Source organism: Leptolyngbya subtilissima AS-A7, from assembly GCF_039962255.1.
Classification (GTDB): domain Bacteria; phylum Cyanobacteriota; class Cyanobacteriia; order Phormidesmidales; family Phormidesmidaceae; genus Nodosilinea.
This window is the reverse complement of sequence record NZ_JAMPKY010000001.1, coordinates 388,107-414,652: the sequence shown is the minus strand read 5'-3', so window position 1 is coordinate 414,652 and position 26,546 is coordinate 388,107. Positions and strand designations below refer to the sequence as shown.

The window sequence follows — 26,546 nt, the reverse complement described above, 5'->3', positions numbered from 1 at the left end:
TTCTCAAGGAGAATAAAGATTTTCCACTTTAAGGAAGCCGTCCGATCGCACCTGGTCTAGCAAGCCGCGATAGAGTAGTGGTGTTGAGGTAGCGGGCACGGTGGGCGGCATGGGGGTTCACGTTCTAGCGATCGCAGTTTGGTTGGGCAGCATCTCGCTGTATGGGGCCGCCTTCTTTTTCCCTGAAGTGCATCGCCGCCACGACTTTTTCTGGAGCGGGGTAGGGGCATTTTACGGCCTGGTGCTGTGGTTTAGCGCCGTTCAAACCTCGCCCACTGAGCTGCTGGGTCATTTGGCTAGCGTGGTGCTGCTGGGCTGGCTGGGTTGGCAAACTCTAAGTTTGCGCCGCAAGCGCACGCCGCTAGATTTACAAACGCTCGTTACTCAAGAGTCTTGGGCGACCTTTGGGCAACAGCTGAAGCAGTGGACAGTCGATCTGCTGCGGGGCACTCCCCTGGGGCGCTGGCTGCCTCAGGCAGAAGACGGCAGGCTGCCGGGCGATCCGGCGATCGCTACCAGCGAAATTCGAGCGTCGTCTCTTAAGGATGTGGACTACGAATTTGTCGATGAGCTAGCGCCTAGCTCTCGTCGGCCATCGTCTTCTAGGGCCATCTCGCCTGAACCCGTAGGCCACATTCCAGAACCCGTAGTCTTGGAGCCTGCCAAATCTCCGACTTCGCCACCGGTTAAAGCAGCGCGATCGCCCCAATCCCGCGCTCCGCAGGCTACGCCAATCACTAAAAATCCTCAAACTTCCCCCAAAACTCCCCAAGCCAAGACTAAACAGAAGCCCCCTCCGATCGGGAGCAGGTTAGCCGGGTTAAAGGCATGGGTGGGAGACATTGTTAAAGCCAGAACCAGCCCTAAACCCAAGCGAGCGGTAATCGAAATTCCACCCCGGCCCTCGCCATTGGCCAAACCCAAGCGTCCACCTGCTGCTAACCCCGATTCCACTGCCAGAGCCGCGTCAGGCGTGGATCCATCCTCGACAGTGACTATCGTTGATACCGAAGCCACTGAGAGTTTTGACGGGTTTGAAGGGGACGAGCCCCGCCGGGATACTCCTTTCGAGTCGGTTCCCGTTCCTGGAATGCCACAGGATACAAGCTTGAGCCGCGACAGTTCAAGCATTTTAGAACCCGATGCCGTTCAAGAGACCAGCCCATACCCTCAGGCCCGCGAGGTTTCCAGCATTCCCGAAGCCGAGGAAGAGGAAAATTGGCCCAGCGACCTATAGGTCGTTTCCCCCGACCCCGAACGCCAAGATTAGCCCGACAATTGCCCTCAACCTGGCCTAATGTATAGAGATGGCTCACCAGAGATGGCCCTCAGCGACTGTCAGCGGGCCGAATCTGCCATAATGGCGCGAGCATCCTTCACCTTTAGTCAACCTCCGGCTGTGACAGACCCTAAAAGCTACAAAGACACCGTTCTGCTCCCCCAGACCAGTTTTGACATGCGGGCCAACGCCACCCAGCGCGAGCCTGAGATTCAAGCGTTTTGGGCCGAAAACCAGATCTACGAAACTCTGTCGACCAGCAACCCCGGCGAGATTTTTGTGCTGCACGACGGGCCACCCTACGCCAATGGCGATCTGCACATTGGCCACGCCCTCAACAAAATTCTCAAAGACACAATCAACAAATACCAGCTGCTCAATGGCCGCAAGGCGCGCTACATTCCGGGCTGGGACTGCCACGGCCTGCCGATTGAGCTGAAGGTGCTCCAAGCCATGGACCTAGAGGCGCGGGCTAACCTGACGCCGATCAAGCTGCGCTATAAAGCCAAGGCTTTTGCCCTTAAAGCAATCGATCGCCAGCGGGATAGCTTCAAGCGCTACGGCGTCTGGGGCGATTGGGATCACCCCTACCTAACCCTCACACCGGAGTACGAAGCCGCTCAGATTGAGGTGTTTGGGCAAATGTACCTGAAGGGCTACATTTACCGTGGCCTCAAGTCTGTTCACTGGAGTCCGACCTCTCAGACGGCCCTGGCAGAAGCAGAGCTGGAGTATCCCGAAGGCCACACCTCTCCCAGCATCTACGCAGCATTTCCTATGGTGAGTGCGTCCCCTGACGCCAAGGCGGCGTTAGAGCCCTACCTGGGCGAGCTGGGCGTAGCGATCTGGACGACGACTCCCTGGACAATTCCGGCCAACTTGGGGGTAGCGGTGAATGGGGAACTGACCTACGCCGTAGTTGAGGTAGCGTCTGGGAAGCCGTTTAAGTACCTGATCATTGCCAAGGATCTGTGCGATCGCATGGCCCAGGTGCTCGGCTCTGAACTTACTCTCAAAGCCGAAATCAAAGGCGCGGCCCTAGAGTACTCCACCTACCGCCACCCGCTGTTCGATCGCACCAGCCCCATTCTGATTGGCGGCGACTATGTCACCACCGAGTCGGGCACGGGCCTGGTGCACACCGCTCCTGGCCACGGCGACGAAGACTTCAAAGTGGGTCAGCGCTACGGCCTGCCCGTGCTTTGCCCCGTGGATGAAAAGGGCGACATGACCGAGGAAGCCGGTCCTTTCGCGGGGCTCAACGTGCTCACCAACGCCAACCCAGCGGTGATTGAAGCCCTGGAGAAAGCGGGTTCTTTGCTCAAGCACGAGCCCTACGTCCACAAGTATCCCTACGATTGGCGCACCAAGCAGCCCACAATTTATCGCGCCACCGAGCAGTGGTTTGCTTCCGTCGAGGGCTTCCGCGACGAGGCGTTAAAGGCGATCCAGTCGGTACAGTGGATTCCGGCCACGGGCGAAAACCGGATTACGGCCATGGTGGGCGATCGCTCCGACTGGTGCATCTCGCGCCAGCGCACCTGGGGCATGCCCATCCCCGTGTTCTACGACGAAGCCACAGGCGAACCCCTGCTCAACGAAACAACCCTGGCCCACATCAAGGCCCTATTTGCCGAAAAAGGCTCCGACGCCTGGTGGGAGCTAACCGAGGCGGAACTCTTGCCAGAACAGTACCGCAACAACGGCCACACCTACCGCAAGGGCACCGACACCATGGATGTGTGGTTCGACTCGGGCTCTTCCTGGGCGGCGGTGGCTCAGCAGCGCGGCGAGCTGGAATACCCGGTGGATATGTACCTGGAGGGTTCTGACCAGCATCGAGGCTGGTTCCAGTCGAGTCTGCTGACCAGCGTGGCGGTGAACGGCTGCGCCCCCTACAGAACGGTGCTCACCCACGGCTTTGCCCTCGACGAGCAGGGCCGCAAGATGAGTAAATCCATCGGCAACGTGGTAGATCCGGCAATTGTGATCAACGGCGGCAAAAACCAGAAGCAGGACCCGCCCTATGGGGCCGACGTGCTGCGCCTGTGGGTGTCGTCGGTAGACTATTCCTCTGACGTGCCCCTGGGGGGCAACATCCTCAAGCAGATGTCGGATGTGTACCGCAAGATTCGCAACACGGCGCGGTTTTTGCTGGGCAACCTGCACGACTTTGACCCAGCGAAGGACGCCGTGCCCTACGACCAGCTGCCCGAGCTCGATCGCTACATGCTGCACCGCATGACCGAGGTGTTTACCGACATCACCGACGCCTTCGAAACCTATCAGTTCTTCCGGTTCTTCCAAACCGTGCAGAATTTCTGCGCGGTCGATCTGTCGAACTTTTACCTGGATGCCGCCAAGGATCGGCTGTACATCAGTGCGGCAGATTCCTTCCGGCGGCGCAGCTGTCAGACGGTGCTGGCGATCGCGATCGAAAACCTGGCCCGCTCCATTGCCCCGGTGCTCTCCCACATGGCCGAAGACATTTGGCAAAACCTGCCCTATCCCACCGCCCACAAATCGGTGTTTCAAGCGGGGTGGGTGCAAATGGACGACCAATGGCAGCAGCCGGATCTGGCCAATCTGTGGAGCCAGATTCGTACCGTGCGCCAGGACGTGAACCGGGTGCTAGAGCAGGCCCGTACAGCCAAGGACATTGGCTCATCCCTGGAAGCTAAAGCGCTACTATATGTGGCCGATCCAGAACTGCGGGCGAAGCTGGCAGCGATGAATCCTACGGATGCAGTTGCCCCTGCCTCTAACCACGTAGACGAACTGCGCTACCTGTTCCTGGTTTCCCAGGTGGAGGTGCTGGATACTCCTGAAGCCCTGGCGAGCGTTAAGTGCAGTAGCGAGTCTGATGCCCTAGGTATTGGTGTAGTGGATGCCGAGGGTGAGAAGTGCGATCGCTGCTGGAACTACTCCATCCACGTGGGCGAGAGCAGCGATGATCCGACGATCTGCGATCGCTGCGTTGAAGCTCTAGCGGGCTCCTTTTAGCCGCTGGTCAGTCTACAGGCTGCATGCGCTGAAGCAAATCTTGGCGAGTGAAGGGCTTTGGTAAGAAGCCCTGGAACCCCTGCTGCTCGGCTTTGGCGACAGCATCGACGGAGTTGAGGCCGCTCATGGCAACCACCCGCAGGTCTGGGTTAAGGCGCTTCAGCAGCGGAATCGTTGCGAAGCCATCCATCGTCGGCATCATTAGATCCATCAGTACGGTGTGGATGGTATCCACGTGCTCGCTCAGCAGGGCGATCGCGTCCTGCCCGCCGTGTGCCACCATCACCCGATAGTTATGCAGTTCTAGAACCGTGCGTACCGCGGCACAGACCGCGGGTTCGTCGTCTACTACCAGCACCGTTGACTGGCTACCATCAAGCAGGTTGGGGAGGGTAACAGCGGCAGGATTGGGCTCAAAGGTGGCCGGCAGATAGACCTGAAACTGGCTACCCTGGCCCACCTGGCTCTGCACGTCGATAAAGCCACCATGACTTTCGACAATGCCCAGCACCGCCGATAGACCCAGCCCCGTACCTTGGCCTAGGGCTTTGGTAGTAAAAAAGGGGTCAAAAATTTGATTGAGCACCGCTGGTCCTATGCCGGTGCCGGTATCGGCAACGGTAACTATAACGTAGGGGCCAGGCTGGGCCTGAAAATGCCGCTGGGCTGAGTCATGGTCTAGGGTCAGGTTCTCGGCGGTAATGTGCAGGGTGCCGCCGGCTGGCATGGCGTCGCGGGCGTTGACACAGAGGTTCATAAACACCTGGTGCAGCTGGGTAGCGTCACCCCAAACCGGCCACAGACTATCTGGCACGTCGGCATAGACATCAATGGATCTGGGCAGGGTCTGCTGAACTAGCTTGCGAATGTCAGCCAGCAGATGGTGAACCTGGAGGGCAAAGCGCTTGCCCTCAACCCCTCGCGTAAAAGCAAGAATTTGCTTGACCAGGTCAGCTCCCCGCTGGGCGCTGGCCTCTAAGATATCAAGCTTCCCCAGAATCCAAGAATCCATGTTCTTGAGCTTCAGCGGCAAGAGCTGCACCACCAGCAAAATCGGCGTCAGAATGTTGTTAAGGTCGTGGGCAATGCCACCGGCCAGAGTACCCAGACTTTCGAGCCGCTGCGATCGCAGGAACTGAGCCTCTAGCTGTTTTTTGTCGGTGATGTCCATATGAATGCCCAGCAGGCGTTCGCTGTGGGTCTCCACATCGCAAATCAGGCTGCTGTTGATCGTCAGCCAGTGCACCCGATCGCCGACCAAAATACGAAACTCGGTTTTGAGCCCCTGCCCCTGCTGCAGCGCCCGCCTTAGCTCCTGAGTGACCCGCTCGGTGTCATCGGGGTGAATGGGCCAGGGCCAGCTGTCGCTAAAGCTAGCCATCATGTCGGCTATGGGCCAGGGTACATCTGCGACCGGGTTTGAGGGGTCGCGATCGGGTGCGTCGACGCACCACTCGAAGGTGCCAATGCTGGCGGCGTTTTGAGCCAGGGTGAGGCGTTCTTGAATGCGCTGGCGCTGCTCGATCTCCTGGCGCAGGTTTCGATTGGCCGCTTCTAGCTCGGCGGTGCGGGCCTGCACGCGGTCTTCCAAAATCTCGTTGGCGTTGCGCAGGGCGTCTTCAGCTCGCTGCCGCTCGATTGCATAGAACAGCGATCGCACCAGCACCTCCTGCTGGAGCGATCGCTTCATCAAATAGTCTTGGGCACCGTGGCGCACGGCGGCCACCGCCAGAGCATCATCGTTGGTGTTGGTCAGCACCACCACCGGCAGGCTTGGGGCTTCTTGTAGCAGCACATCCAATGAGTCGAGGCCGCTACTGTCGGGCAGGGTGAGATCGAGCAGGGCCACATCAAAGCCGTCTTGCCTTAGCCAGGCGATCGCTTCCCCCAATCGCTTGGCGTGGCTGAGCTGAAAACGACTGCGAGGTGCCCCTTTCAGCACCTCCTGCAAAAATCGGGCCTCGGCCAAATCATCCTCAATTAGCAGAACTCGCACCGCCGTCGGGTTTAGGGGGTACTCGAGGGTAGCGTCGCTGTTTCTAGCCAAAATGCCTCAATTCCTTGCACAATTTTGAACAACTGGGTCAAGTTGCGCGATTTTGAGATGTAGCAGTTGACGTGCAGGTCGTAGCTCTTGCAAATGTCCTCCTCGTTCCGCGAGGTGGTCAGCACAATGATCGGAATGTGCTTGAGGGCGTCGCTGGCTTTAATATCGGCTAGCACCTCCCGCCCGTCTTTCTTGGGCAGGTTGAGATCGAGCAAAATCAGGTCAGGGGTAGTGGCCTCAGCGAACTCCCCCTGACGGTGCAGGTAGGCCATCGCCTCCATGCCGTCCCGGGCGATCACAATCTCGCACGGGGCGGCGGTGCTCTTGAGGGCCTCCTGAATCAGGCGAATGTCGCCGCGATTATCCTCGACTAAAAAGATAGTTTTTGGCCTTGCGTCCGTTGCCATGGTTGCGATCGCGTCCTTCAACGGGGATGGTGAAATAGAAGGTCGCCCCCTGGTCGGGGACGGCCTCGACCCAGATGCGGCCTCGGTGGCACTCGACAATCTTCTTGCAAATGGCCAGCCCCATGCCCGAGCCAGCGTACTCGTCGCGGGTGTGCAGCCGCTGGAAGATGACAAAGATGCGCTCGGCAAACTGGGGGTCAAAGCCAATGCCGTTGTCGGCCACCGAGAACAGCCAGTGCTCCTCCTGGCGCTGCACCCCAACGTGAATCCGGGGCGTTTCACCAGGCTGGCGAAACTTGATTGCGTTGCCAACTAGGTTTTGGAACAGCTGCATCAGCTGGGTGCCGTCAGCAACGATGGTGGGCAGCGGGTCGACGGTAATGATCGCGCCGGTTTCGGCTACTCGTCCGCGCAGGTTGCCGAGGGCCTGGTCGAGGGCCTGCTGCACCTCCGTCAGCTGCCACTCAATGCCCTGGAGGTCCACCTTACTGTAGGCCAGCACGTCGTCGATCAGGGTTTGCATCAGGCTCACCCCTTCTACCGCAAAGCCAATAAACTCTTTGCCGTCTTCGTCGAGCTTGGCGTCGTAGCGCATCTCTAGGAGCTGCACAAAGTTAGCCACCTGGTTGAGCGGCTCTTGCAGGTCATGGGAGGCGATGTAGGCAAATTTCTTCAGCTCGGCGTTCGATCGCTCCAGGTCGTTGGCCAGCAGGGCCAGTTCTTCCGCCTGACGCAGCACGATGTTGACGATCGCCTTGCGCAACTCTAGGGCCGCTTTGACTTCTACCGGCTGCCAGGGCAGCGATCGCAAGCTCACCGTCTCCTTCCACAGCTCAAACGACTGGCGCGGGCACAGCCACTGCTCCTCGCCCTCGCCCACCAAGGTATAGGCCTCGTTGGGGTTGCCGCCCCAGTTCACCGTCTGAATCACCTCCGGGCGGAACCACAGCACGTAGCTGCGCTTGGAGATGGCGATCGCCAGCAAACCGCTGGCCACATCCTTAAACCGCTGAGCCTCGGTGTAGTCCAGCGGCAGGGCATTGGTCACCACAACATCCTGTTCGGTCGAGGTGCTCAGCCACTGCACCAGATAGTTCAGCTCCTCCTCAGGCGGGGTACGGCCCAGGGTGGTCCACTGGCCGCCAAAGCAAATCGCCGCCCCCTTAGCTCCCACCAGATCCAGCAGGCTGGGGTCGTGGCGCACCAGCCCGTCAACAAAGTAATCTTCCCGCGCCATCTGGTCAATTAGCGCCGACTGCACCGCCGCCAGCTTCAGACGATAGCTCTGGTCAGCTTCTTCTTCTAGGGTCGAGATTTCGGCAAAAATCACCCGACCCAAAAATTCGCAGGCCTTGCGCAGCTCGTAGGGCACGTACTTAGGTGTCTTGTGGTGACAGGCAATCAGTCCCCACAGCTTCTGATCCTTCATCAGCGAAATGGTCAGAGAGGCCTCGACATTCATGTTGTGCAGATACTCGGTGTGGCAGCGGTAGGGCTGCCGCAAAATCGACATCACCAGGTCGGTGCCGTGTTGGGTGACGGGGTTGAGGGCAGGCACCAGCTCCACCGGCTCGGCGCTGGCGTTGGGAATCACCCGAATCCAGTTGGACAAAAACATCTTGCGGGCCGGCTTAGGCACGTCAGACTCGGGGAAGTGCAGGCCCAGGTAGGCCTCCATGTCGTCAAGTTTTTCTTCGGCCAGCACTTCGCCGTGACCGTCATCATCAAACTTGTAGAGCATCACTCGATCAAAGCCTGTCACCTGCCGCACCTCGTGGACGATGATGCGGCAAAAATCCGCCAGGCTGGCTGTCCCCGCCTCTAGTTGTCCAATTGATGCCCGCGCCAGGTGGTAGAAGCTCAGAAACGGGATGGCCTCGTTGGTCAGCGCTGGCTCCAGCTCTAGAATCAAAAAGCCTTCGCTATTGCGGTGGAAAATGGCGTCGTACACGGCGTAGTCATCGCCCCGACGGCGCACCCACACCTTGGTAGGGTTCAGGATGTCCAGATTTTCCTGGCGCAGGCCCGCTCGAATCTGATCCACCTGGTAGGCGTCGAACAGGTCATCCAAGGTTTGGCCCAGCACGTCCTCCGCCGCTAGGCCAAAGGCATCGCGGGTGTTGCGACTCACCTGCACAATCGACAGGTCTGCCTCCCGCAGCACCAGCAGCACCCCGTGGGGCTGCACCTGAGTCAGGGTGTGAATCTCGGGTTGTTTGAGATTTACCAGCTGGGCGTCGAGGTTCAGATTTCGAAGGGTCATAGCAATCGCTCTCCTAGGGAAAGTTATGAGTGGGCTAGTCGGCGGTGTTCAGGCAAGTAAGTTTTAATCGTCTAGGGCAATGTTTAGTCCCGAAAAGGCCCTGCAATGCCGCGCCAAGTAGAGCCTTAGAATGGCTCGACCAAATCAAGCATTAATGTCTCGCGTCAAGGTCTCAAGCAGTCTTAAGAACTAGGAAAAACAGCTTTCGGCTCGACCTCATCGATCGCAGTACAAACGTTAGCCTAGGTCCAATTGTTTAAATTTAGGACTCCATAGAAAATCGAACGTTTGGCCTGGGAAAATCTCTGCGGTTGGGCAAGGAGGCTAGAAGGGACAGGGTTCCATGCATTGGTGCTGCACAATTCCTAGCCCAACCATCCGCTGCAAGTTAGATCATCGTGCTCTGAAGTGGCTCTATTCAGCAGCATATCTTAGATAAATTGAGGCTTCAGAATAAGGTTATTAAGAAAATAGGAAATTTGCTTTTTAGGTAAATTTAGATTTCAATCACTCTCTCAAAGCAGACTTTCAACGAGGAAGAATACTAAATAGTTTTTGTTTGTTTACCAAATGTATTGAAGCAGGAGAGGATTACCGCAGCGGCAGCGTTACAATCCCAAGCCAAAACGCCTCGATCTGCTTCACCGTGTGAGACAGCTGCTCTAAATCAGCCATCTTCACTACATAACAGTTGCTTTGGCTGGCATAGCTCCGCAAAATATCCTCGCTGCGGTCAGACTCCGTAAACACAATCACCGGAATCTGCCTGAGGTGAGGCGTCGTCTTGATGGTGGTGAGAATGTTGTAGCCGTCGTTTTCCGACAGTTCCAGCTTTGGCAGATCGAGATCCAGCAGAACTAAATCGGGGCGGGGAGCTTGGGCGTACTCACCCTGCTGCAGCAGGTAGTCGATCGCCGCCTCCCCGCTCACGACAATTTCGAGGTGATTCTGGGGCAGATCGCTTTGCGAATCGCAGCCTGATCCCTCGATCAGAACCCGCTGAACCACCTGGGCATGGACCGGGTTGGGATCAATGACCAAAATGAAGCGTTCTTGCAGGTCTTGCATAGGGTCATCGCCAAGGGCGGGTTTAGGTTCGGCTAAGATCCATCAACGCATCCCGGATCAAGCACTGGGTGGGCCGCGCATCAAACCTTAATACTGAACACTAGCGATAAACGGCAGAAAATGACTACTGTGCGGAAAACTGTAGGATTTAAAGCCTTAGTGGTTGCTGCTCTGGATTGAGATAAACCTCAGAGCCACAATCACGCCTTTCTGCTCTATTCAATGGGGCTGAGAATTTGGCTCAGCAGCCGCAGCTGATCGGTATTGCCCATGCTGATCACCATGTCACCGGGGTAGAGGCGAGTATCGGCGGTGGGGCCAAAAAGCAGCACCCCACCGTCGCGACGAATAGCCAAAATCAGTGCCCCCGACTGACGACCCAGCTGCGCCTCAGCCAGGGTTTTGCCAATGATCGGACAGCTCTCGGGCAGCAGCAAAAACTCCTCCACATAGACTGTGCGCTCAGCCCCAGTGAGAATGCCATCTAAGAAATCCACCACCTGGGGCCGCAGGGCTGCCGCCGCCATCCGTTTGCCGCCGGTGATGTAGGGCGACACCACCACATCAGCCCCGCCCCGCTGAAGTTTGAGGATGGCCTCTTCGCTGCTGGCGCGGGCAATGGTGCGAATATTGGGCGACAGGGTTTTGGCTGAGAGCACGATGTAGAGGTTTTCAGCATCAGAGGGCAGGGCCGCCACCAGACAGCGGGCCCGTTCTACCCCAGCCTGGAGCAACACCTGATCTTGGGTAGCGTCACCTTGAAGCGTGATGTATCCCAACTGTTGGGCTCTCTGCACTGCGCTATCTTCAGAGTCGACTACCACGAAAGGGATATTCTCTGCAAAGAACTCTGTGGCAACCTGGCGACCCGTACGGCCGAGGCCACAGATGATGTAGTGACCCTGCATGGATTCCATAAATCTGCGCCGCTTAAGTGAGCGAAACCCGGCCTGAAAGTGACCCTGCACGATCGCCTCGGTGAGATTGTTGAGAATATAGGCAATTACGCCTACCCCGGTCATGATCAGCAGGATGGTAAAGAGGCGACCCTCGGGGCTCAGCGGGTTTGTCTCCCCAAAGCCCACAGTCGACAGGGTAATCACCGCCATGTAGACCGAGTCTAGCCAGCTCCACCCCTCTATAAAGTGATACCAGCACACCCCCGACACCATCACACAGCCAAGGGCGATCGCCCCGCGAATCAGGTGTTGCCGAGTGTGCCGATAGCTTTCTTCAACAGTCGTTTCGCCATAGCGAGGGCGGTTTTGACGCACAGGTGTTGACCGCTGAATCTCTAGATCTGAACTTGGCCCCAGAGCACGGCCACCCCGTAGCTTACCGCAGCCCTAGCTGCCCTAAATTGTAAAAGCAAAACGCCCTGGGGTTAGCCAGGGCGCAACGGTGTCTGTATAGAAAAATAAGGAAAGTTCTAATCAGCCAGGCGCACTCGTCCAGAGCGAATATTGTCAAACACCTGGTTGATGTACTGGCGATCGCGGGCGGTCAACAGGGGATTGCTCAACATCGCCGTCGATAGGCTCAGATGGTCGCGGCGGCTCAAAGTCCCTTGCTCTATGGCAACGCTAACAAGCAACTGAATATCTGGGGCGGGCAGAGACGACACCATGATTGCAAATCCTCGATTCAGGAGTGACGATAGTAGAAGTTCGCAAGGCCGTACCGCAGCCTGCGGTGTAGCCCTTGCTACATTTTCATGCTTCCTTCAGCATGCCCAATCTCTAAACACTACGGTTGAGCGGCTGGTGAAGATTCAGTAAACCTGTATTAAAGCTTGGTCAACGGCAGGTTTTCCACGGAAAAGCTACGGAAAAACAGCACGGAACAAGGAGCACTACATGGAAATTTATCGGGTAGCGGCCTTTCGCGACAACTACATCTTTGTGCTCCACGATGCCGTTCAGGGACAGGCTGCCGTGGTTGACCCCGGCGATGCCGAGCCGGTGCTCCACACCCTAAAGGAGCTGGGCGCAACGCTAACCGCCATTTTTAACACCCACCACCACAGCGACCACGTGGGCGGTAACCGCCAGCTGCTAGAGCAATTTCCCCAGGCTCAGGTCTACGGCGGCACCGAAGATCGGGGCCGCATTCCTGGGCAGACCCATTTTTTGCAGGAGGGGGATCGGGTGCAGATCTGCGATCGCCAAGCCGAGGTTATTTTCGTGCCCGGCCACACCTACGCCCACATTGCCTACTACCTAGCTCCGGCTACAGCCAAGGACTGGGGAGAACTCTTCTGCGGCGACACCCTGTTTGCCGGAGGCTGCGGTCGCCTATTTGAGGGCACCCCCCAGCAGATGGTTGAGTCGTTGGGCAAGCTGCGTCAGCTACCCGACACCACTCGGGTCTGGTGCGCCCACGAGTACACGCTGAGCAACCTCAAGTTTGCCGTCACCGTGGATGGCACCAATGCCGCTCTGCAAAAGCGGTTAAAACAGGTAGAGGCTGCCCGCGCCCAAGACCAACCCACGGTGCCCACTGAGCTAGGGCTCGAAAAGCAAACCAATCCCTTCCTCCGGTGGGATGAAGCTAACCTACAGCAGGCCATGAACAGCACCTCAACGGTACAGACCTTTGCCCGGCTGAGGGGCAAAAAAGACCTGTTCTAAGCTCTAGCCAGGGAACGGTTGCTATACAATCACAACAGCAGCACATCCTGGGGTAAACCACCCTAGACCACAACTATTCAGAAGGGCGACACCTGGCTATGATGCTCAAATCGACCACTCGGCACGTTCACATTTACACCGCTGTTGTTGCCAACAACGAGCTGGTGCCCAGCGAAGACAAACTCACCCTAGACATTGACCCCGACAACGAGTTCAACTGGTCTGACGATGCCATCAAGGCTGTCTATGCCGAGTTTGATCGACTGGTCGATGCCGCCGCCGGAGAAGATTTGACCGACTACAACCTGCGCCGCATTGGCTCCGATCTGGAGCACTTCATTCGGCAGCTCCTGCAGCAGGGAGCCATTAGCTATAACCTCAAGAGCCGCGCCCTCAACTACAGCATGGGGCTACCTCGAGTTGAGGCCGATAAGTCAGCTAGCTAGGGCTGTCCCTAGCACCCCTGGCACAACCGCCGTGAAATAGGTAAGGTATTGCCCCAGACCTAGCGCTAGTCGAAGTCAGCTAGGCTGGGGCTAAAGATTCTGGCATTGAATCGGCTAGGGTTAGATACCATGAAGGATTAAGAGCTGTTTACCTGCCCCAAACGGATTGTGCTCCAGTGCTCTAACCCATCTTGTCGGTCGGTTTCGACCCCACCTGCTAGCCACTGCAAGGTTTGCCAAACTCCCCTGCTGTATCGCTTTTTGTTGGCGGTTGGGGATGGGCTGCTCACGGGGCGCTCTGGCACGCTGATCGCCGGGCGTTTTTTGGTCTGGGGCGAGGGTCAAAAACGGACCCAGGGGAAGCATCAACTCTGGCTCGACACCCGGCCCGACACTCCTCCCCCTACCCTAGAAAAAATTCCGGCCACGGTAATGGCTTACCTAAAGCTGTTTCACCTGGCCCAGCAGGTTCCTCGCCCCTATGCCTACCTAACGTCAGAGCAAACTGGGTTATCGGCCACGGTGTTGCTATTGGACAACGCTCCCATTGCTATGCGGCTGCATTCCCAGACCGTTGACGAGAAAGGAGCTCCTCCTGGGCAAGGAAAAATTGAAGCCGCTATCCTACCTTCGCTAGCTCAACGGTGGCCAGAGGGGTCGCCTTTGCAGCAGCTCAACTGGCTACGGCAGGTAGCAGCCCTGTGGCCAGCGCTGATGGAAGAGCAGTTGGCTACTACCCTTCTAGAACTCGACAACCTGCGGGTAGATGGTGCTCTACTGCGGCTCACCACGCTGGTGGCCGACGATTCTAGCCCTACCCTGGCTCAGCTGAGCCAGCGGTGGCAGGCGCTGGTGGCCACGGCTCAACCCGAGGTGCGCCCCTACCTCAGTTGGCTGTGTAAGGCCCTCAAGGAGGGGAAATTAGCTTCTGACCAAGAGCTGGTAGCCGAACTGGAGGGAGCCATTCATACCCTGGCCCAGGGGTTGCTAGTGACGGTGGATTGGGCGGCAGATACCGATCAGGGGCCAAGCCGCGATCGCAACGAAGATGCCTGCTATCCCGAGAAAGACTCGCGCCAGCAGCGCCTACCGGTCTCAGCGGACAGCGTTGAGACCCTGCCGCTGCTGCTGGTGTGCGACGGTATTGGCGGTCATGAGCAGGGCAATGTGGCCTCCCAAACGGCCATCAAGCTGCTTCAGCAGGAGCTAGAGCCCCTCACTCAGCAGGCTTACCCATCTCCAGGGGCGATCGCCCAACGCCTCAAGCAGGCCCTGATCTTGGCCAACGACGCCATTTCTGCCCGCAATAACGACGAGAATCGTTCAGCCCGCGCCCGCATGGGCACCACCGTGGTGGTGGCCCTGGTGCATTTTCCCTACGTTTCCATCGCCCACATTGGCGACAGTCGCGCTTACCGAGTCAGCCCTTACACCTGCTACCAAATCACAGTAGACGACGACGTTGCGTCCCGAGAAGCCCAAATGGGCTATGCCCTCTACTCAGAGGCCGTCCAGCTGCCTAGCGGAGGGGCGCTCATTCAGGCGTTAGGCATCAGCGACTCGGGCATGCTATATCCCTCCGTACAGCATCATCTGCTCGACGATCCGATGGTGCTACTGCTCTGCTCTGACGGTCTCAGCGACTACGATCGCGTCGAAATCCTTGCGCCCCACTTGGTAGCGCCTATAACGACCGCCCCCAGTCCTCTCAGCCCGGTTGTAGCTGCCCTAATTCAGCAGGCGAACCGGCTCAATGGCCACGATAACGTCACCGTTGGGCTAATGCGGTTTATGCCCCAGCTTGGCCCTCTGCCAATCCTACCCGCGGGCTCCCTACGGCAGGCAGAGAATACTCCCCCCAGCGTGCTTGGGTCTCTCCCCTTGACCGACAGTTCAGCCGCAACGCCGTCAACCCGGCTCGTGGCCCCAGTCTCACCGGCCGATTTGACCCCAGTCCCCAGACGATCAGGCTTTCCTTGGGTGCCCTTCTTGGGAGGTGTGGGTGTGGTGCTCGCCGCGCTAGCGGGCGTGGGCTTTGCCTTGAGCCGCAATTCCTCCGAGCCTGTTGCTTTCCGACCAATAGCCTCGTCAGGGTTGGCACCTGCTCTGGCGGGGCGACCGCTACCGGAAGCCGCCTTGGCCGCCATTGTTGAGGTCGCCGTTGGATCGTTTTGGCAGTCTGCGCCGCCTTTGAGTGCAACAGGTAACAGTGAACTGCTACAGCTAAGCCCACAGCCTGCCTTGAGTGCAGCGGGAGAGACTCGAGCCGTAGCCACAGGCAGCGTACTCAGGGTTGTCAGTCGCCAAACCACGGCGGACAATGTCGAGTGGGTGCGGTTGCGGGTCTGCTCAATTCCCTCGGGCGAGTCCCTTGACCAACAACCTCAGGAAACCAATCAACCCCCTTCTGCCCTGCCTACCGCCCCAAATCTAGGTCAACGCCTGTTAGCTCCGGGGGAAGAGGGCTGGGTGCAGACTCGCCAGATCTACGGGGCAGGCACGGTGCTAAAGCTAGTCACCCCGGCCCAAGCGGGTCGCTGCACGCCCTAGCCAGCTCCCCTGATTTACCCGGCCCTATGCTTTAGGCCTGCCTATGCCGTCATTCGATGACCTTACCCTGTGCCTTGCCATTGATCGCCTCACCCAGGCCGACTCCACCCACTACGCCATTTGGGTATTAGAGAGTCCGTTTCCGGGCGGCTATGCCCACCACGATCGCCTCTGGGATAGCCAAATGGCCCAAATCTGGGAGAGCTGGCAGCAGTTTTTTTCGCTGCGGGGGCTTCCCCAGGTGCCCCACGTGCCCTCGGCCTACGTGCCCCAGTTTCATCTCGACGATCTGCTCGACCGGGTAGCTCCGGCGGCGGAAGCCGGCGGCTACACTGGGCGGCTGATGCAGGGGCTGGGAGTCAGCCTGTGGGAATGGCTGTTTGACGGCCCCATTCGTCAGACCTTAGAGCGCAGTCTGGGCATGGCGATCGGTCAAAATCGCCCGCTCAAGCTGCGGTTAGAGGTGCGCCCGCCTGAGCTAATTAGCCTGCCTTGGGAAATTATGCAGCCCCAACCCGGCTGTCCGGCGCTGTCGCTGGGCCCCCAGGTGTTGTTTAGCCGCACTGCCAGCACCGTTGAGCCGCTGCCTGAGGCGGAGCTCGACATCTCGCTGCGAATTCTGCTGGTGCTGGGTCAAGACGACCCCGGCATCACCGCTGGAGACACCGAGCAGATTTTACAACTGCCCCAAGAAGCGGAGGCCCTGAAGCAGCTGCTGGAGCTGAGCGCCTCTCGCCTGAGCTACCAGGGGGCGAGCCCCGTAGTTTGCCAGGTGCAAACCCTGCTAGAACCCGATGCCAAAACCCTGCTCAAGGCTTTAGAGACCGGCTACTTTAACGTGTTCTTCTATGCGGGTCACGGGGTGCCCGCCCCCGACGGTGGGATGCTGTTTCTGCGCCAGGGGGGCAACCTTACCGGCACGGAGCTGGCCCAGGGGCTAGCTCACAACGGCATTCGGCTGGCGGTGTTTAATACCTGCTGGGGGGCCCAGCCCGACCTGCAACAGCAGGAGGTCATCCCCCGCAGCAGCTTGGCGGAGGTGCTGCTGCACCACGGGGTGCCGGCGGTGTTGGCCATGCGCGACTCCATTGCCGACGAGGAGGCGCTGAGTTTTATTCAGGTGCTGGCTCGGGGACTGGCCGAACGGCAGCCGGTCGCTCAGGCGGTGGCCCTAGCCCGCCAACATCTGCTGACGGCCTACCGCTTTAACCACCCAGCCTGGACGCTGCCGGTGCTATACCAGCACCCTCAGTTTGAAGGGCATCTGCTGCGCGAGGCGGCCCTGGCTGTAACCCAGCTGCCGGGACAAGACCTGCGCATGACCCAATCGGTAGTGCTGCGCTGCCTGGCTACTCCAACTCGGCTGTGGCGCCTCTACGATGGCTACCTACGGGTAGGGCGACTGCCCGACAACGACTTGGTCATCTTAGAACCCTGGGTCTCAGGGCAGCACGCCGAAATTTTCTGTCGCACCCAGTTTGAGAACGGCACGCAGGAGACCCACTACTACTTGCGCGATCGCTCCCGCTATGGGTCGTACTACTTTGACAACCATGGCTGGCACCACGTCCACCGGGCCGAGGTGCCCCTCGCCCTGGGCACGGCCATTCGGTTTGGTAGTCCGGAAGGCGAACTGATGGAATTTACCCTTGAGGGTAGCCCCAAATCATCCCCGCCCTGCTAGGGAAATCAGGAAATTGTTCTCTCCGTACGGAATCCCTCAGTAGTGCGGTGTATCCACAGTCATCAGGCTTTGTTACCCTCTTGTGCATCTGTAGATAACGCTATGAATCAGTCTTCCCTGTCTTCTAATTCCGCCTCTGAGCCCGCTATGGCTACCGAACACGATTTGCTCGCCAGTATTCTCGACCCCGAAACTGGGTATCCCTGGCAACCGCTGGCCCCTGAGTCTGAGGCCTACCTGGCTAGCCTAGAGACAGAATTTGACACCCTCGACGGTGGAGAGACGGATGCCGCGATCGCAGCGGGATGGCAAGTATTATCTGCTCAGATGGCGACCCAGATGGGTGACCCCAAGGCTCAGACGGTCAATCCGGTGCTTGAGCATCTGCGACAGTTTCAGAGCCGCGTGCCCAGTGAGCTGCTACACCGTCTGGCGAACTCTGCCACTGCCCTGGCCCGCAGTGGTCAACCCCTAATTGAGCAGCTGGTACAGTGTGTGGACGACATTCTGCCCGGCTGGAATGCTGACGATTTGGCAGTGCTGGCTCGCCCCCTGGCCTACTCTCTACGCGACGGCCGGGGCGAGATTTTAGAGCTTAACCTGCGGGCAATTCCGGCGACTGACTGGGACTCGTTATCTAATCTAGAGCAAGCGCGGCTCACCCTGACCGTAGCCTCGGTGGCTCTCAAGGTGGCCCAGAACGAGGGTAGCGAGCTTCTATAGGTGATTTTTCTACAAATCCTTCTACCGAGGGGGGCGATCGCGGCAATTAGTTAGCGATCCTGTATGACAGCGACTACCAAGCCCTAATGCTCCGTTACATTTTCGTAACGCCTCACTGACACAGCCTAATTTCCGGGGAAATCATGGGGGTGGTTGCTTCTCCTCCACACTATTTTCAAGGTTATGGGACTCTACCTCACTCCCTGGTTACGTCGTCAGCAGGCTCGCTACCGTCATCGGCAGGCTTTAACCCAGATGCGCAAGGGCAACATTGAGGTGGCGCTGACGGTTTTGCCCCAGGCCCTAGACCACTCGCCCTGTCCGGCCGATATCCACATTGAGCTGGGCAAGGCATACTGGCAAATTGAGGACACAGCGGCGGCGCTGGAGCATTTTTCGGCGGCGATCGCCCTTGATCCTGCCAACGTGCGCGCCTACGGCAACCGCGGCCTGCTCCACTGCCAGCAGGGGCGAGATGACCTAGCCTTGGCCGACTGGCAGCAGGCGCTGCAGCACCAGCCCGGCCATGCTCTAATTCACTACAACCGGGGGCTGCTGTACTTTCGACAGCAGGACTATGTCGCCGCCCTGGCCGATTTTGATGCCGCCATTGCCGCCAACCCCAACCTGGCTGAGGCCTACCTGCACCGAGGCCACGTTCACGAGCAGCTCGGGCAAACCATCGCCGCTGCCCACGACTGGGAGCTGGCCCTCTGCAACGATCTCAACCTCGATCAGGCGCGGCTAAAGCTGCACCACTTGCAGCAGGTTCACCGCGATCGCGCCCTTTCCCAGCGCCTACAGGCGGAGCTGGGACTTAAGCAAGTCGTCGTCGAGGCCGAGTACTTAGACGACCGTTTCCGCATTCAAATCCACCGCCCGGTGGGGGTAGGGCTAAACTATTTCACCCTGCCCGATCAGATTCGCGCCCTGCTCATCAGCTGGCAAATGGATGACATTCACAGCTTCGACCTCACAGGCCAAGTGCAAGGTCAGCCGGTAGTTGAGTGGCGGGGCCACTACAAGGTGTTTCAGGGGCAACCCTGCCCCCCGGCCCGGTGGCATCGAGTCTTGCTCACCGCCTTTGTGATTTTTCCACCCCTGGGCATTCCGGCCCTAGCCTGCGCCATGAATCTGCGTCAGGCATACCAGCAGGGCGACTATCTCAGTGCCCTGCGAGCCTCTAAGACAATTCAGGGGTTGTGCCGAGCCGGCAGCATTATTTCCCTGACCCTAGTGACGATGCTGATGGGCTACTGGAGCTACCAGCACCTCTACGGCCCGCCTGAAGCTTCTGCCGCACCGGCGGAGCTAACTTTCCCTAAGTCGCCGGCTCCGGCTGAAGCTGATAACTAGCCGCCAGATCGGCCGGGCTCATAGTTTCGTAGCGTTCAAAGGGCTGATGAATCCACGGGTTATCGGGTAGATAGACCACGTGATAGTCAGGCTTGATGATCGATTCAGCTTTGTACCAAAGTACGGCTGTGCGCACATCTTCAATGTAGAAACCATATTTGTGGTGCAGCCAGGCCATGGATTTCTTGAGGCTATAGCCTGAATCGACTAGGTCGTCGACGATCAGTACCTGGCTACCCAGACTGGGGGTGGTCATGCTCAGATCGCGGGAGAACGTGATCGACCCTCGGGTGCGGCCATCGGCCCCACCGTAGGAGGCGGTGGACAAAATTGCCAGGGGCACATCGAACAGCCGACAGAGTGTGTCACCGATGCGTAGCCCCCCCTTGGCCAGGCAAACGATTTGGTTAAAGTCCCAGTCTGACTCGTAGATCTGAATGGCGAGCTTTTCAATATCCCGGTGATAGTCGTCCCAGCTCACGTAAAAATCAGCCATATCCATCCTCCTTTGAAGCAGCCCCCAGCAGGCCGCTGTGCTCAGCCCGTTTTAAGCCCAGGTGATTTAAGCCCAAGTGTAGAGTTTTGCCTAGGGAAGCGCTACAGTTCCTAAGCTGGCTTTGGTGTAAAGCATTGTGCAATGGGGAAATAATACACCGAGGACGCCGTTTGAATTGTCGTCCCCCAAGCTGTTGCCTTGTCATCGATCGAGTGTGGATTCACTAAACAGGTAATCTATGGCTTCTAACCCGCCTTCTTCCATCGCTGCCCCTGCTAAGTTTTCCCTTTGGGGCAAGCTGGCTTTTGGGGCTGGAGACATTGGGCCAGGGATGACCGCCAACCTGCTGTCGTTTTCGTTCTTGATTTTTTTGACGACAGCAGCAGGTCTGAGCCCAGTAGCGGCGGGGTCGGTGCTGGCGATCGGGCGCATTTGGGACGCCTTTAATGATCCGTTCATTGGCTATCTGAGCGATAAGACCCGTACCCGCTGGGGCCGCCGCTATCCCTGGATTGTGCTGGGAGCCATTCCCTTTGGGGTGACGTTTTTTCTCACCTGGGTGGTGCCGGGGTGGGAGAGCGACACTGCCCGATTTTGGTACTACGTGGTAATGTCGCTGCTGTTTCAGGTGTTTTATACGGTGGTGAACCTGCCCTACACCACCCTCACCGCCGAGCTGACCAAGGACTATGACGAACGCACTGAGCTGACCGCCTTTCGGCTGGGGGCGTCGCTGTTTGGGGCGATCGCCGCCCTCGGCCTCGGTCTAGTGATCGCCCAGGTGATTACTGACCAGCGCCAGCAGTATTTAGTCTTAGGTGGCATTTGCGCAGTACTGTCGGTGCTGCCGCTGCTGTGGTGCGTGTGGGGCACCTACCCCTATGCCGTTCAGCGCAATGCCCTACAGCCCGCCGACACTGACGAAGCCGCGTTGCCATTTCTCCAGCAGATCAGGGTCGTCTTTTCCAACCGAGCTTTTGTGTTTGTGGTGGGCATCTATTTGTTTGCCTGGTTGGCCCTACAGATGACCGCCAGCATCATTCCCTTTTACGCCACTTTTTGGATGGGGCTTGACTCTTACTTTTTAGCGGCGCTGCTGGTGCAGGGCACCGCCATTTTGATGATGGTGGTGGTCAACTACCTCAGCCGTCGTTTGGGCAAGCAGGAGGTGTTTTACATCGGCATTGGCACCTGGATCATTGCCCAGATTGCGCTGTTCTTTGTGCAGCCGGGGCAGGTGGCGGCGCTCTACCTGCTGTGCATTGTGATTAGCTTTGGGGTGGCCACCGCCTATGTGGTGCCCTGGGCTATGCTGCCCGACGTGATTGAGCTAGATGAGATCAAAACCGGCCAGCGACGAGAAGGAATTTTCTACGCCTTTATGACGCTGCTGCAAAAGGTGGGCCTGGCTTTGGGGCTGTTTTTGGTGGGCCTGGCACTACAGTCTTCAGGATTTGTTAGCGAGGCGGCCCAGCAGTCTGACTCGGCCCTGCTAGCCATTCGCGTTTTTATTGGCCCTGTACCCATGGTGCTGCTAGCGATGTCAATGCTGTTGACTCGTCTTTACCCTATCACTCGTCAGATGCACGAAGAAATGCTGCTACAACTGGCTGAGCGCGATCGCGTTCAGAAACAAGACGATATAGATGGAGTGAGGTGACCAAAGTATTCGTCTATGAATGATGACGTCTCACTTAACACCAATAGCCTATCTACAGCCGATACACCGCCCAGTTTTCCGGTTCGCAGTACAGCCGAGTATTGAAAGTTTATCGCTACGATCAAGGACACGAAGATGATGATCTTCGTGCCCCTTAAAGGCCTCTGTATCCGAATGGTATAACTCGTAAATCACCTAAATGAGCTTCATGAAAAGCTAGCTCAAAATCTTTGTCAAAGCTGCACCACATCCAGCCGAGAAGTCGCCAAGCGATCCATCCATCCAGCGAGGAAAGCGTGGTTAGTGGCTTGCTCACGGGGATCTTGGGTATCCGCAGGGTGGGGCAGTAGCCCTTGCAGCGAGGCACTGGTGACGCAAAACATCGACTTTTGAAAGCTCTGACAAATTTTGACCCGGACATCGTCAAGCCCGCGCCCCTTAGATTGGTAAAACGCCGTCAGATAATCAGGCAAATAGTGACGCATATCCTGCATTAGCAGCGTGGGAGGAATGCCTGCCCCGCCAATGGGCAAAGGGTCGGCATAGAGAGCACCATACTCAAAGCGACCCTGGTCGGCGGAAATTTGGTCGGCTTGAGCATTGTAGGAAACTGTGCCCAAAAACGGCGTGCCGCGAAAGAAAACTGCCTCCACGTAGGGAACCGCCACATCCATCAAAAACGTCAGTCCGGCAGATTTGGGCAGCAGTTCGTAGCTGGTTCCATCGATCTCGACTGCATAGCTAATGGGAATCGCTGCCGCCGCCACCAATCCCGCCTTGATGAAGGCTACCACCTGGGGAATAGTCTGTACCTTGCCCGCATCGTAGGCGTCGGACAGGTCGATAAACAGATCGCTCATCACCCGCCAAAACTGTCCCAAGGCGCTGTAGTAGGCCAGCTGGCGCACCTGCTCAGGCAGAAAATCGGGGAATAGACCGTTCAACGCCCGAATCGGTAGGTTGGTTTTGATCTTGGCAGCAACGGCAGCCTGACAGTGCTGCAAAAAGTCATCGCTGTCGAGGTATTCATCCATTTTGCCGCCGCCGTGCCAGAGCATGGTTTTCATGCAGTATTCGGCGTACTCAAAGTTGATGCGATCGTGCCACCAGTGACGCAGTAGCTGAGGCAGAGTTACCTTGCCGTTGAAATACTTGAAAAACGGAAACAATACCAAGAACTGATGATCGGCAATGTAAATCAGATTTTTGGAATAAGCATCGAGCACGACCCCATAGCTCTTGAGAATACCCACCACCTCAATCACGTTGCTCTCAGAGTCGGGCAGCAACGCCTCGGCTCCTAGTAGCTTTTGAATAAAGGGCTCTAGGGGGTGGAGGTTGGATTTGGCCAGAGATAGGGTTTTGGTCATGGCAGGGAGATCTCAGCACTGGGGTCGGCAAAGACAGGGGAAACAGGAGTTGGCAGAGTTAGGGCCGGGTCAACGAAAAGGGTATCGGCAACGGCGGGTACGGCCGTGGGGGCAAATTGGGTTCTAGCCTGCACAAAGCCTTGGTAGGGCTGGTGCAGTGCCAAGGTAATATTCTCACTCCAGCGGGCTAGCCAGTTAGGCTGAAGCCCGAAAGCGATGATCAGCATGGCCAGACCAAAAGCGGGGACGCGATCGCGCCAAGTCACCGGGGGCAGATCAATATCGATTTGAGGTGCAACGGTGGGGGGTGCGATCGCCAGTCGGCCAAAAAAGACCCGGTTCACCAGCAGCAAAAAGTACACCGCCGTCAGACCTGAACCCACCATGCAAAGCAGCGTCTGCACCGGGAAGATCAAAAAGCTGCCTCGAAACACCAGAAACTCAGAAATAAACCCCACCATACCGGGGATGCCAGCACTGGCCATCACCCCTAAGATCATCATTGACCCCACAAAGGGCAAACCCCGCTCGGGGTTGAGCAAACCGCGCAGCACCGTCATGTCGCGGGTGCCCGTGGCCTTATACACCACCCCCACCAGCAAGAACAGCAGCGCTGAAATCAACCCGTGGCTAATCATCTGAAATACCGTCGCCACAATGCTCACCGGGGTGGAGGCTGCCGCTGCCAGCAACACATAACCCATGTGACCAATGGAGCTATAGGCCACCATTTTTTTCATGTCCGTCTGGGCGATCGCCGCCAGCGACCCATAGAGCACGCTTATCACGGCCCAGGTCGCCATCCAGGGGGCCAGAGCCATCCAAGCATCGGGCAGCAGACCGAGGCCAAAGCGCACCACGCCGTAGGTGCCCAACTTCAGTAGCACTCCAGCCAGCAGCACCGACACCGGCGTTGACGCCTCCACGTGAGCATCGGGCAGCCAGGTGTGGAATGGAAACAGCGGCACCTTAATACCGAAGCCGATCAGCAGCGCTACCAGCAGAGAAACCTGCTGAGCCAGAGGCAGGGCCGCAGCCAGACCGCTGTCGTAGTCAAAGCTGGTGTTCCCCGACAGCCACACCAAGCCTAAAAAGGCCCCCAAAATCAGCACCCCCGACAGGGCGGTGTAGATCAAAAACTTGGTGGCGGCGTAGCCCCGCCGCGACCCGCCCCAGATAGCAATTAGCAGGTACAGCGGAATTAGTTCTAACTCGTAAAAGATAAAAAACAGCAGCAGGTTAGCCGCCAAAAACGCCCCAGCCACGGCGCTGTTAATTACTAGCAGCAGCACATAGTAGAGCCGAGTGCGGTGCAGAGTGGGTTCGCTAATATAGATTGCCACCAGGCCCAGCAGGCTGTTCACTACCAGCAGCGGCAGCGACAATCCGTCGAGGCCAAGGCGATAGCTCAGCCCCAAGGGCTCAACCCAGGGCAGCAGTTCCTCAAACTGAAATCCCGGCGTTGCCAGCTCAAATTGAGTGGCCAAAAAGCCGAGCAAAACTAAGGTTAGGGCCAACCCAATGCCGCTTACGACTTTAGCCGTTTGCGCCTCTAGCTTGCCGGGCCACAGGATCAACACCAGGGCCGCCACCAGTGGAATTAAAATCAGTGCACTCAGCATCGCCAACCGTTACCAAAGCGTCCAGGTCATGAAAATTCCGAGCAGCCCCACCCCGGCAAAGATAGTCAATAGGTAGAGCTGCGACTGGCCTGAGGCGCTGTATTTAAGCCCCTCACCTCCAAACAGCGAGGCCAGACCCACCCCGTTTACCAGGCCGTCGACCACGTATTGGTCAAACCAGCTGCTAAACCGGGCCAAGGTAGACACCGCCGCCACCACGGTTTTGTCGTAGAGGCGTTCGGTGTAAAAGTCGTAGGCCAGCAGGTCTTGGGCAATGCGCAGGGGGCGGTTGAGCGATCGCGCCAGCGATTTTGACAGGGGCACCGTCGCTCCCACCGCGACGCCTATCCAGCCCGAAGCCAGCGTCAGCGCCGCGATCGGCAAATTGATGTATTGCCAAGGGGGCAGCACCAGCAGCTTGCCCATGATCAGCGGCAGCAGCAGCGTAATAATCGACAGGGTAACCATCGGCACTGCCATTTGCCACGGCACCTCTGGAGCGCGACGGGTTTTGGGCTGAGGTGTCCCTAAGAACACCTGACGAAAGACCCGTGTCAGATTCAATGCAGTGAGCCCGTTGACCAGCAGAAACACCAGCGTCAGCAGCGGATAGTCACGGCTTAGAAAATCTGCTCCCATCCGCAACCCCCAAAAGCAGCCCAGGGGCACTACCCCGACCATCCCTAGAGCACCGGTCACAAAAGCCAGGCTAGTCGCCGGCATTTTTCTCCCCAGACCGCCCAGCTCGGTGATGTTTTGGCAGTTGGTGGTCATAATCACTGATCCCACCGCCATAAAGAGCAGCGCCTTGGCTACGGCGTGGGTCAGCAGTAGCAGCAGCGCTACCCCTGGCCAGGTCGTGCCGACGGCAATAAACACCAGCCCCAGATAAGCACTCGTAGAGTAAGAAAACGTACGCTTTAAGTCGACTTGAGCTAAGGCAACTAGAGATCCACCCAGAGCCGTTATTGTGCCAATCACCACCAGCGTACCTAGGGCTACCGGTGACAGCACAACAATCGGCTGCAAGCGAATCAATATGTACGCACCACAGGTCACCACCACCGAGTTCCGCAAAATCGAGGCAGGGTTTGGGCCTTCCATAGCTTCGTCGAGCCACAGGTGGAGCGGAAACTGCGCACATTTACCAATCGGCCCGGCAATCAGCGCTAACCCTAGGAGAGTGGCCATAGTAGGGGATAGATGCTCTATCTTGACCCACTCGTACAAATCATTGAAGTCGAGGCTGCCTGCCAGACAAGCCAGGGAAACCACTCCCATCAGCAGCAGCACGTCACCAATACGCTTAGTTAAGAAAGCGTCACGGGCGGCGGTCACAACCAGGGGCTGGGCATACCAAAAACCCACCAGCAGGTAGGTCGACAACGTCAGCATCTCCAGCAGCGAGTAGGAGACAAACAACGACCCGCTTAACACCAGCCCGCTCATGGCAGATTCAAAGACTCCCATCAGGGAATAAAAGCGAGCTAGGGCCCAGTCTTTTTCCAAATAGCCTAGGGCAAAGACCTGGGCCAGCAGGCTGAGGCCGGTGATCAGCTCTAGGGCACCGAGGTTGAGAACCGAGATGTCAAGGGCTAGCGTGAGGTGTAGATCGGCAAAGTCAAACCAGGAAAACAGCAGTTCCTGAGGACCCTGATTCCAAATGCCGCGAAAGGCCATGAGCCCATGAACAAAGGATACCAGAGTCATCACAATGTTGAGGTAGGCCGATGGTCGAGGGCCGGTGCGGCGAATCAACCCCGTGGACCAGGGCAACGATAGCAGCGCCCCAATGAGGCCATACATCGGCAGCAGCCAGCTGGTCTCAACAAAAAATTGGGTCATCCCGACGTTCTCTGACAACACCTTAAATGCTTATCTCCAACGGCGATGGTTCAGCAAATAATAAGGCCACGGCGGCCTAAATTCAGCAGTTCAGGCT

At 57.8% G+C, this 26,546-nt stretch carries 19 protein-coding genes; 9 read left to right on the top strand and 10 right to left on the bottom strand.

The annotated features are described in order from the left end of the window. Positions 1–109: 109 nt before the first annotated feature. Together NC979_RS01950 and ileS are read left to right on the top strand one after the other, a co-directional pair. Positions 110–1,237, top strand: coding sequence for a Ycf66 family protein (locus tag NC979_RS01950; protein WP_190523215.1), 1,128 nt, complete (start codon positions 110–112; stop codon positions 1,235–1,237). 60 nt (positions 1,238–1,297) lie between these two features. Beyond that, positions 1,298–4,282: an isoleucine--tRNA ligase gene (gene ileS / locus NC979_RS01945; RefSeq protein ID WP_431191005.1), complete on the top strand. Its 2,985-nt coding sequence runs from the start codon at positions 1,298–1,300 to the stop codon at positions 4,280–4,282. A gap of 7 nt (positions 4,283–4,289) precedes the next feature. Here the strand turns inward: ileS and NC979_RS01940 are convergent, their stop codons facing one another. The 6 genes from NC979_RS01940 to NC979_RS01915 all read right to left on the bottom strand — a co-directional run bounded on the left by NC979_RS01940 (position 4,290) and on the right by NC979_RS01915 (position 11,694). After that, positions 4,290–6,329, bottom strand: coding sequence for a response regulator (locus tag NC979_RS01940; RefSeq protein WP_199308999.1), 2,040 nt, complete (start codon positions 6,327–6,329; stop codon positions 4,290–4,292). Beyond that, positions 6,290–6,736, bottom strand: a complete 447-nt coding sequence (locus tag NC979_RS01935; RefSeq protein ID WP_190523213.1) for a response regulator — start codon at positions 6,734–6,736, stop codon at positions 6,290–6,292. Before NC979_RS01935 ends, NC979_RS01940 begins: the two co-directional genes overlap by 40 nt. Then, entirely contained in the window at positions 6,690–8,999 is a 2,310-nt protein-coding gene (locus NC979_RS01930) for a sensor histidine kinase (RefSeq protein ID WP_190523211.1), read from the bottom strand. Before NC979_RS01930 ends, NC979_RS01935 begins: the two co-directional genes overlap by 47 nt. A gap of 591 nt (positions 9,000–9,590) precedes the next feature. After that, on the bottom strand, positions 9,591–10,067 hold the full coding sequence (locus NC979_RS01925) for a response regulator (RefSeq protein WP_190523210.1): 477 nt from the start codon (positions 10,065–10,067) through the stop codon (positions 9,591–9,593). Between the two features lie 215 nt (positions 10,068–10,282). Beyond that, positions 10,283–11,341, bottom strand: a complete 1,059-nt coding sequence (locus NC979_RS01920; RefSeq protein ID WP_190523208.1) for an NAD-binding protein — start codon at positions 11,339–11,341, stop codon at positions 10,283–10,285. Positions 11,342–11,496: 155 nt separating this feature from the next. After that, entirely contained in the window at positions 11,497–11,694 is a 198-nt protein-coding gene (locus NC979_RS01915) for a hypothetical protein (RefSeq protein ID WP_190523206.1), read from the bottom strand. Between the two features lie 229 nt (positions 11,695–11,923). On the opposite strand from NC979_RS01915, the gene gloB reads away from it, so the two are divergent. The 6 genes from gloB (at position 11,924) to NC979_RS01885 (ending at position 19,456) form a co-directional block, all read left to right on the top strand. Further along, positions 11,924–12,697 carry a hydroxyacylglutathione hydrolase gene (gene gloB / locus NC979_RS01910; protein WP_190523204.1) on the top strand — a complete coding sequence of 258 codons (774 nt, stop codon included), beginning with the start codon at positions 11,924–11,926 and terminating at the stop codon, positions 12,695–12,697. A 98-nt stretch (positions 12,698–12,795) separates the two neighbouring features. Next, positions 12,796–13,143 (top strand): NAD(P)H-quinone oxidoreductase subunit M, encoded by a 348-nt coding sequence (ndhM, locus tag NC979_RS01905; RefSeq protein ID WP_190523203.1) that lies wholly within the window; start codon positions 12,796–12,798, stop codon positions 13,141–13,143. 168 nt (positions 13,144–13,311) lie between these two features. Beyond that, positions 13,312–15,693 (top strand): protein phosphatase 2C domain-containing protein, encoded by a 2,382-nt coding sequence (locus NC979_RS01900; RefSeq protein ID WP_190523201.1) that lies wholly within the window; start codon positions 13,312–13,314, stop codon positions 15,691–15,693. 43 nt (positions 15,694–15,736) lie between these two features. After that, entirely contained in the window at positions 15,737–17,377 is a 1,641-nt protein-coding gene (locus NC979_RS01895) for a CHAT domain-containing protein (RefSeq protein WP_190523199.1), read from the top strand. Between the two features lie 102 nt (positions 17,378–17,479). Beyond that, the gene (locus NC979_RS01890; protein ID WP_190523197.1) at positions 17,480–18,100 is read left to right on the top strand and encodes a hypothetical protein; all 621 of its coding nucleotides are present in this window, start codon (positions 17,480–17,482) and stop codon (positions 18,098–18,100) included. A 183-nt stretch (positions 18,101–18,283) separates the two neighbouring features. Then, positions 18,284–19,456, top strand: a complete 1,173-nt coding sequence (locus NC979_RS01885; RefSeq protein ID WP_190523195.1) for a tetratricopeptide repeat protein — start codon at positions 18,284–18,286, stop codon at positions 19,454–19,456. Here NC979_RS01885 and NC979_RS01880 read toward each other — a convergent pair. Then, entirely contained in the window at positions 19,422–19,952 is a 531-nt protein-coding gene (locus tag NC979_RS01880) for a phosphoribosyltransferase (protein WP_190523192.1), read from the bottom strand. The genes NC979_RS01885 and NC979_RS01880 overlap by 35 nt on opposite strands. A 238-nt stretch (positions 19,953–20,190) precedes the next feature. Here NC979_RS01880 and NC979_RS01875 point away from each other — a divergent pair, with 238 nt between their 5' ends. Next, positions 20,191–21,612, top strand: a complete 1,422-nt coding sequence (locus NC979_RS01875) for an MFS transporter (RefSeq protein ID WP_190523190.1) — start codon at positions 20,191–20,193, stop codon at positions 21,610–21,612. Between the two features lie 233 nt (positions 21,613–21,845). Here the strand turns inward: NC979_RS01875 and NC979_RS01870 are convergent, their stop codons facing one another. Genes NC979_RS01870 through NC979_RS01860 form a run of 3 tightly spaced genes read right to left on the bottom strand, consistent with a single transcriptional unit; the run spans position 21,846 to position 26,449 of the window. Then, positions 21,846–22,982, bottom strand: a complete 1,137-nt coding sequence (locus NC979_RS01870; protein WP_190523188.1) for a CO2 hydration protein — start codon at positions 22,980–22,982, stop codon at positions 21,846–21,848. Next, the gene (locus NC979_RS01865; RefSeq protein WP_190523186.1) at positions 22,979–24,604 is read right to left on the bottom strand and encodes an NADH-quinone oxidoreductase subunit M; all 1,626 of its coding nucleotides are present in this window, start codon (positions 24,602–24,604) and stop codon (positions 22,979–22,981) included. The genes NC979_RS01870 and NC979_RS01865 overlap by 4 nt, the downstream gene beginning before the upstream one ends. Positions 24,605–24,613: 9 nt before the next feature. Then, positions 24,614–26,449 (bottom strand): NAD(P)H-quinone oxidoreductase subunit F, encoded by a 1,836-nt coding sequence (locus NC979_RS01860; RefSeq protein ID WP_190523184.1) that lies wholly within the window; start codon positions 26,447–26,449, stop codon positions 24,614–24,616. Positions 26,450–26,546 lie beyond the last annotated feature (97 nt).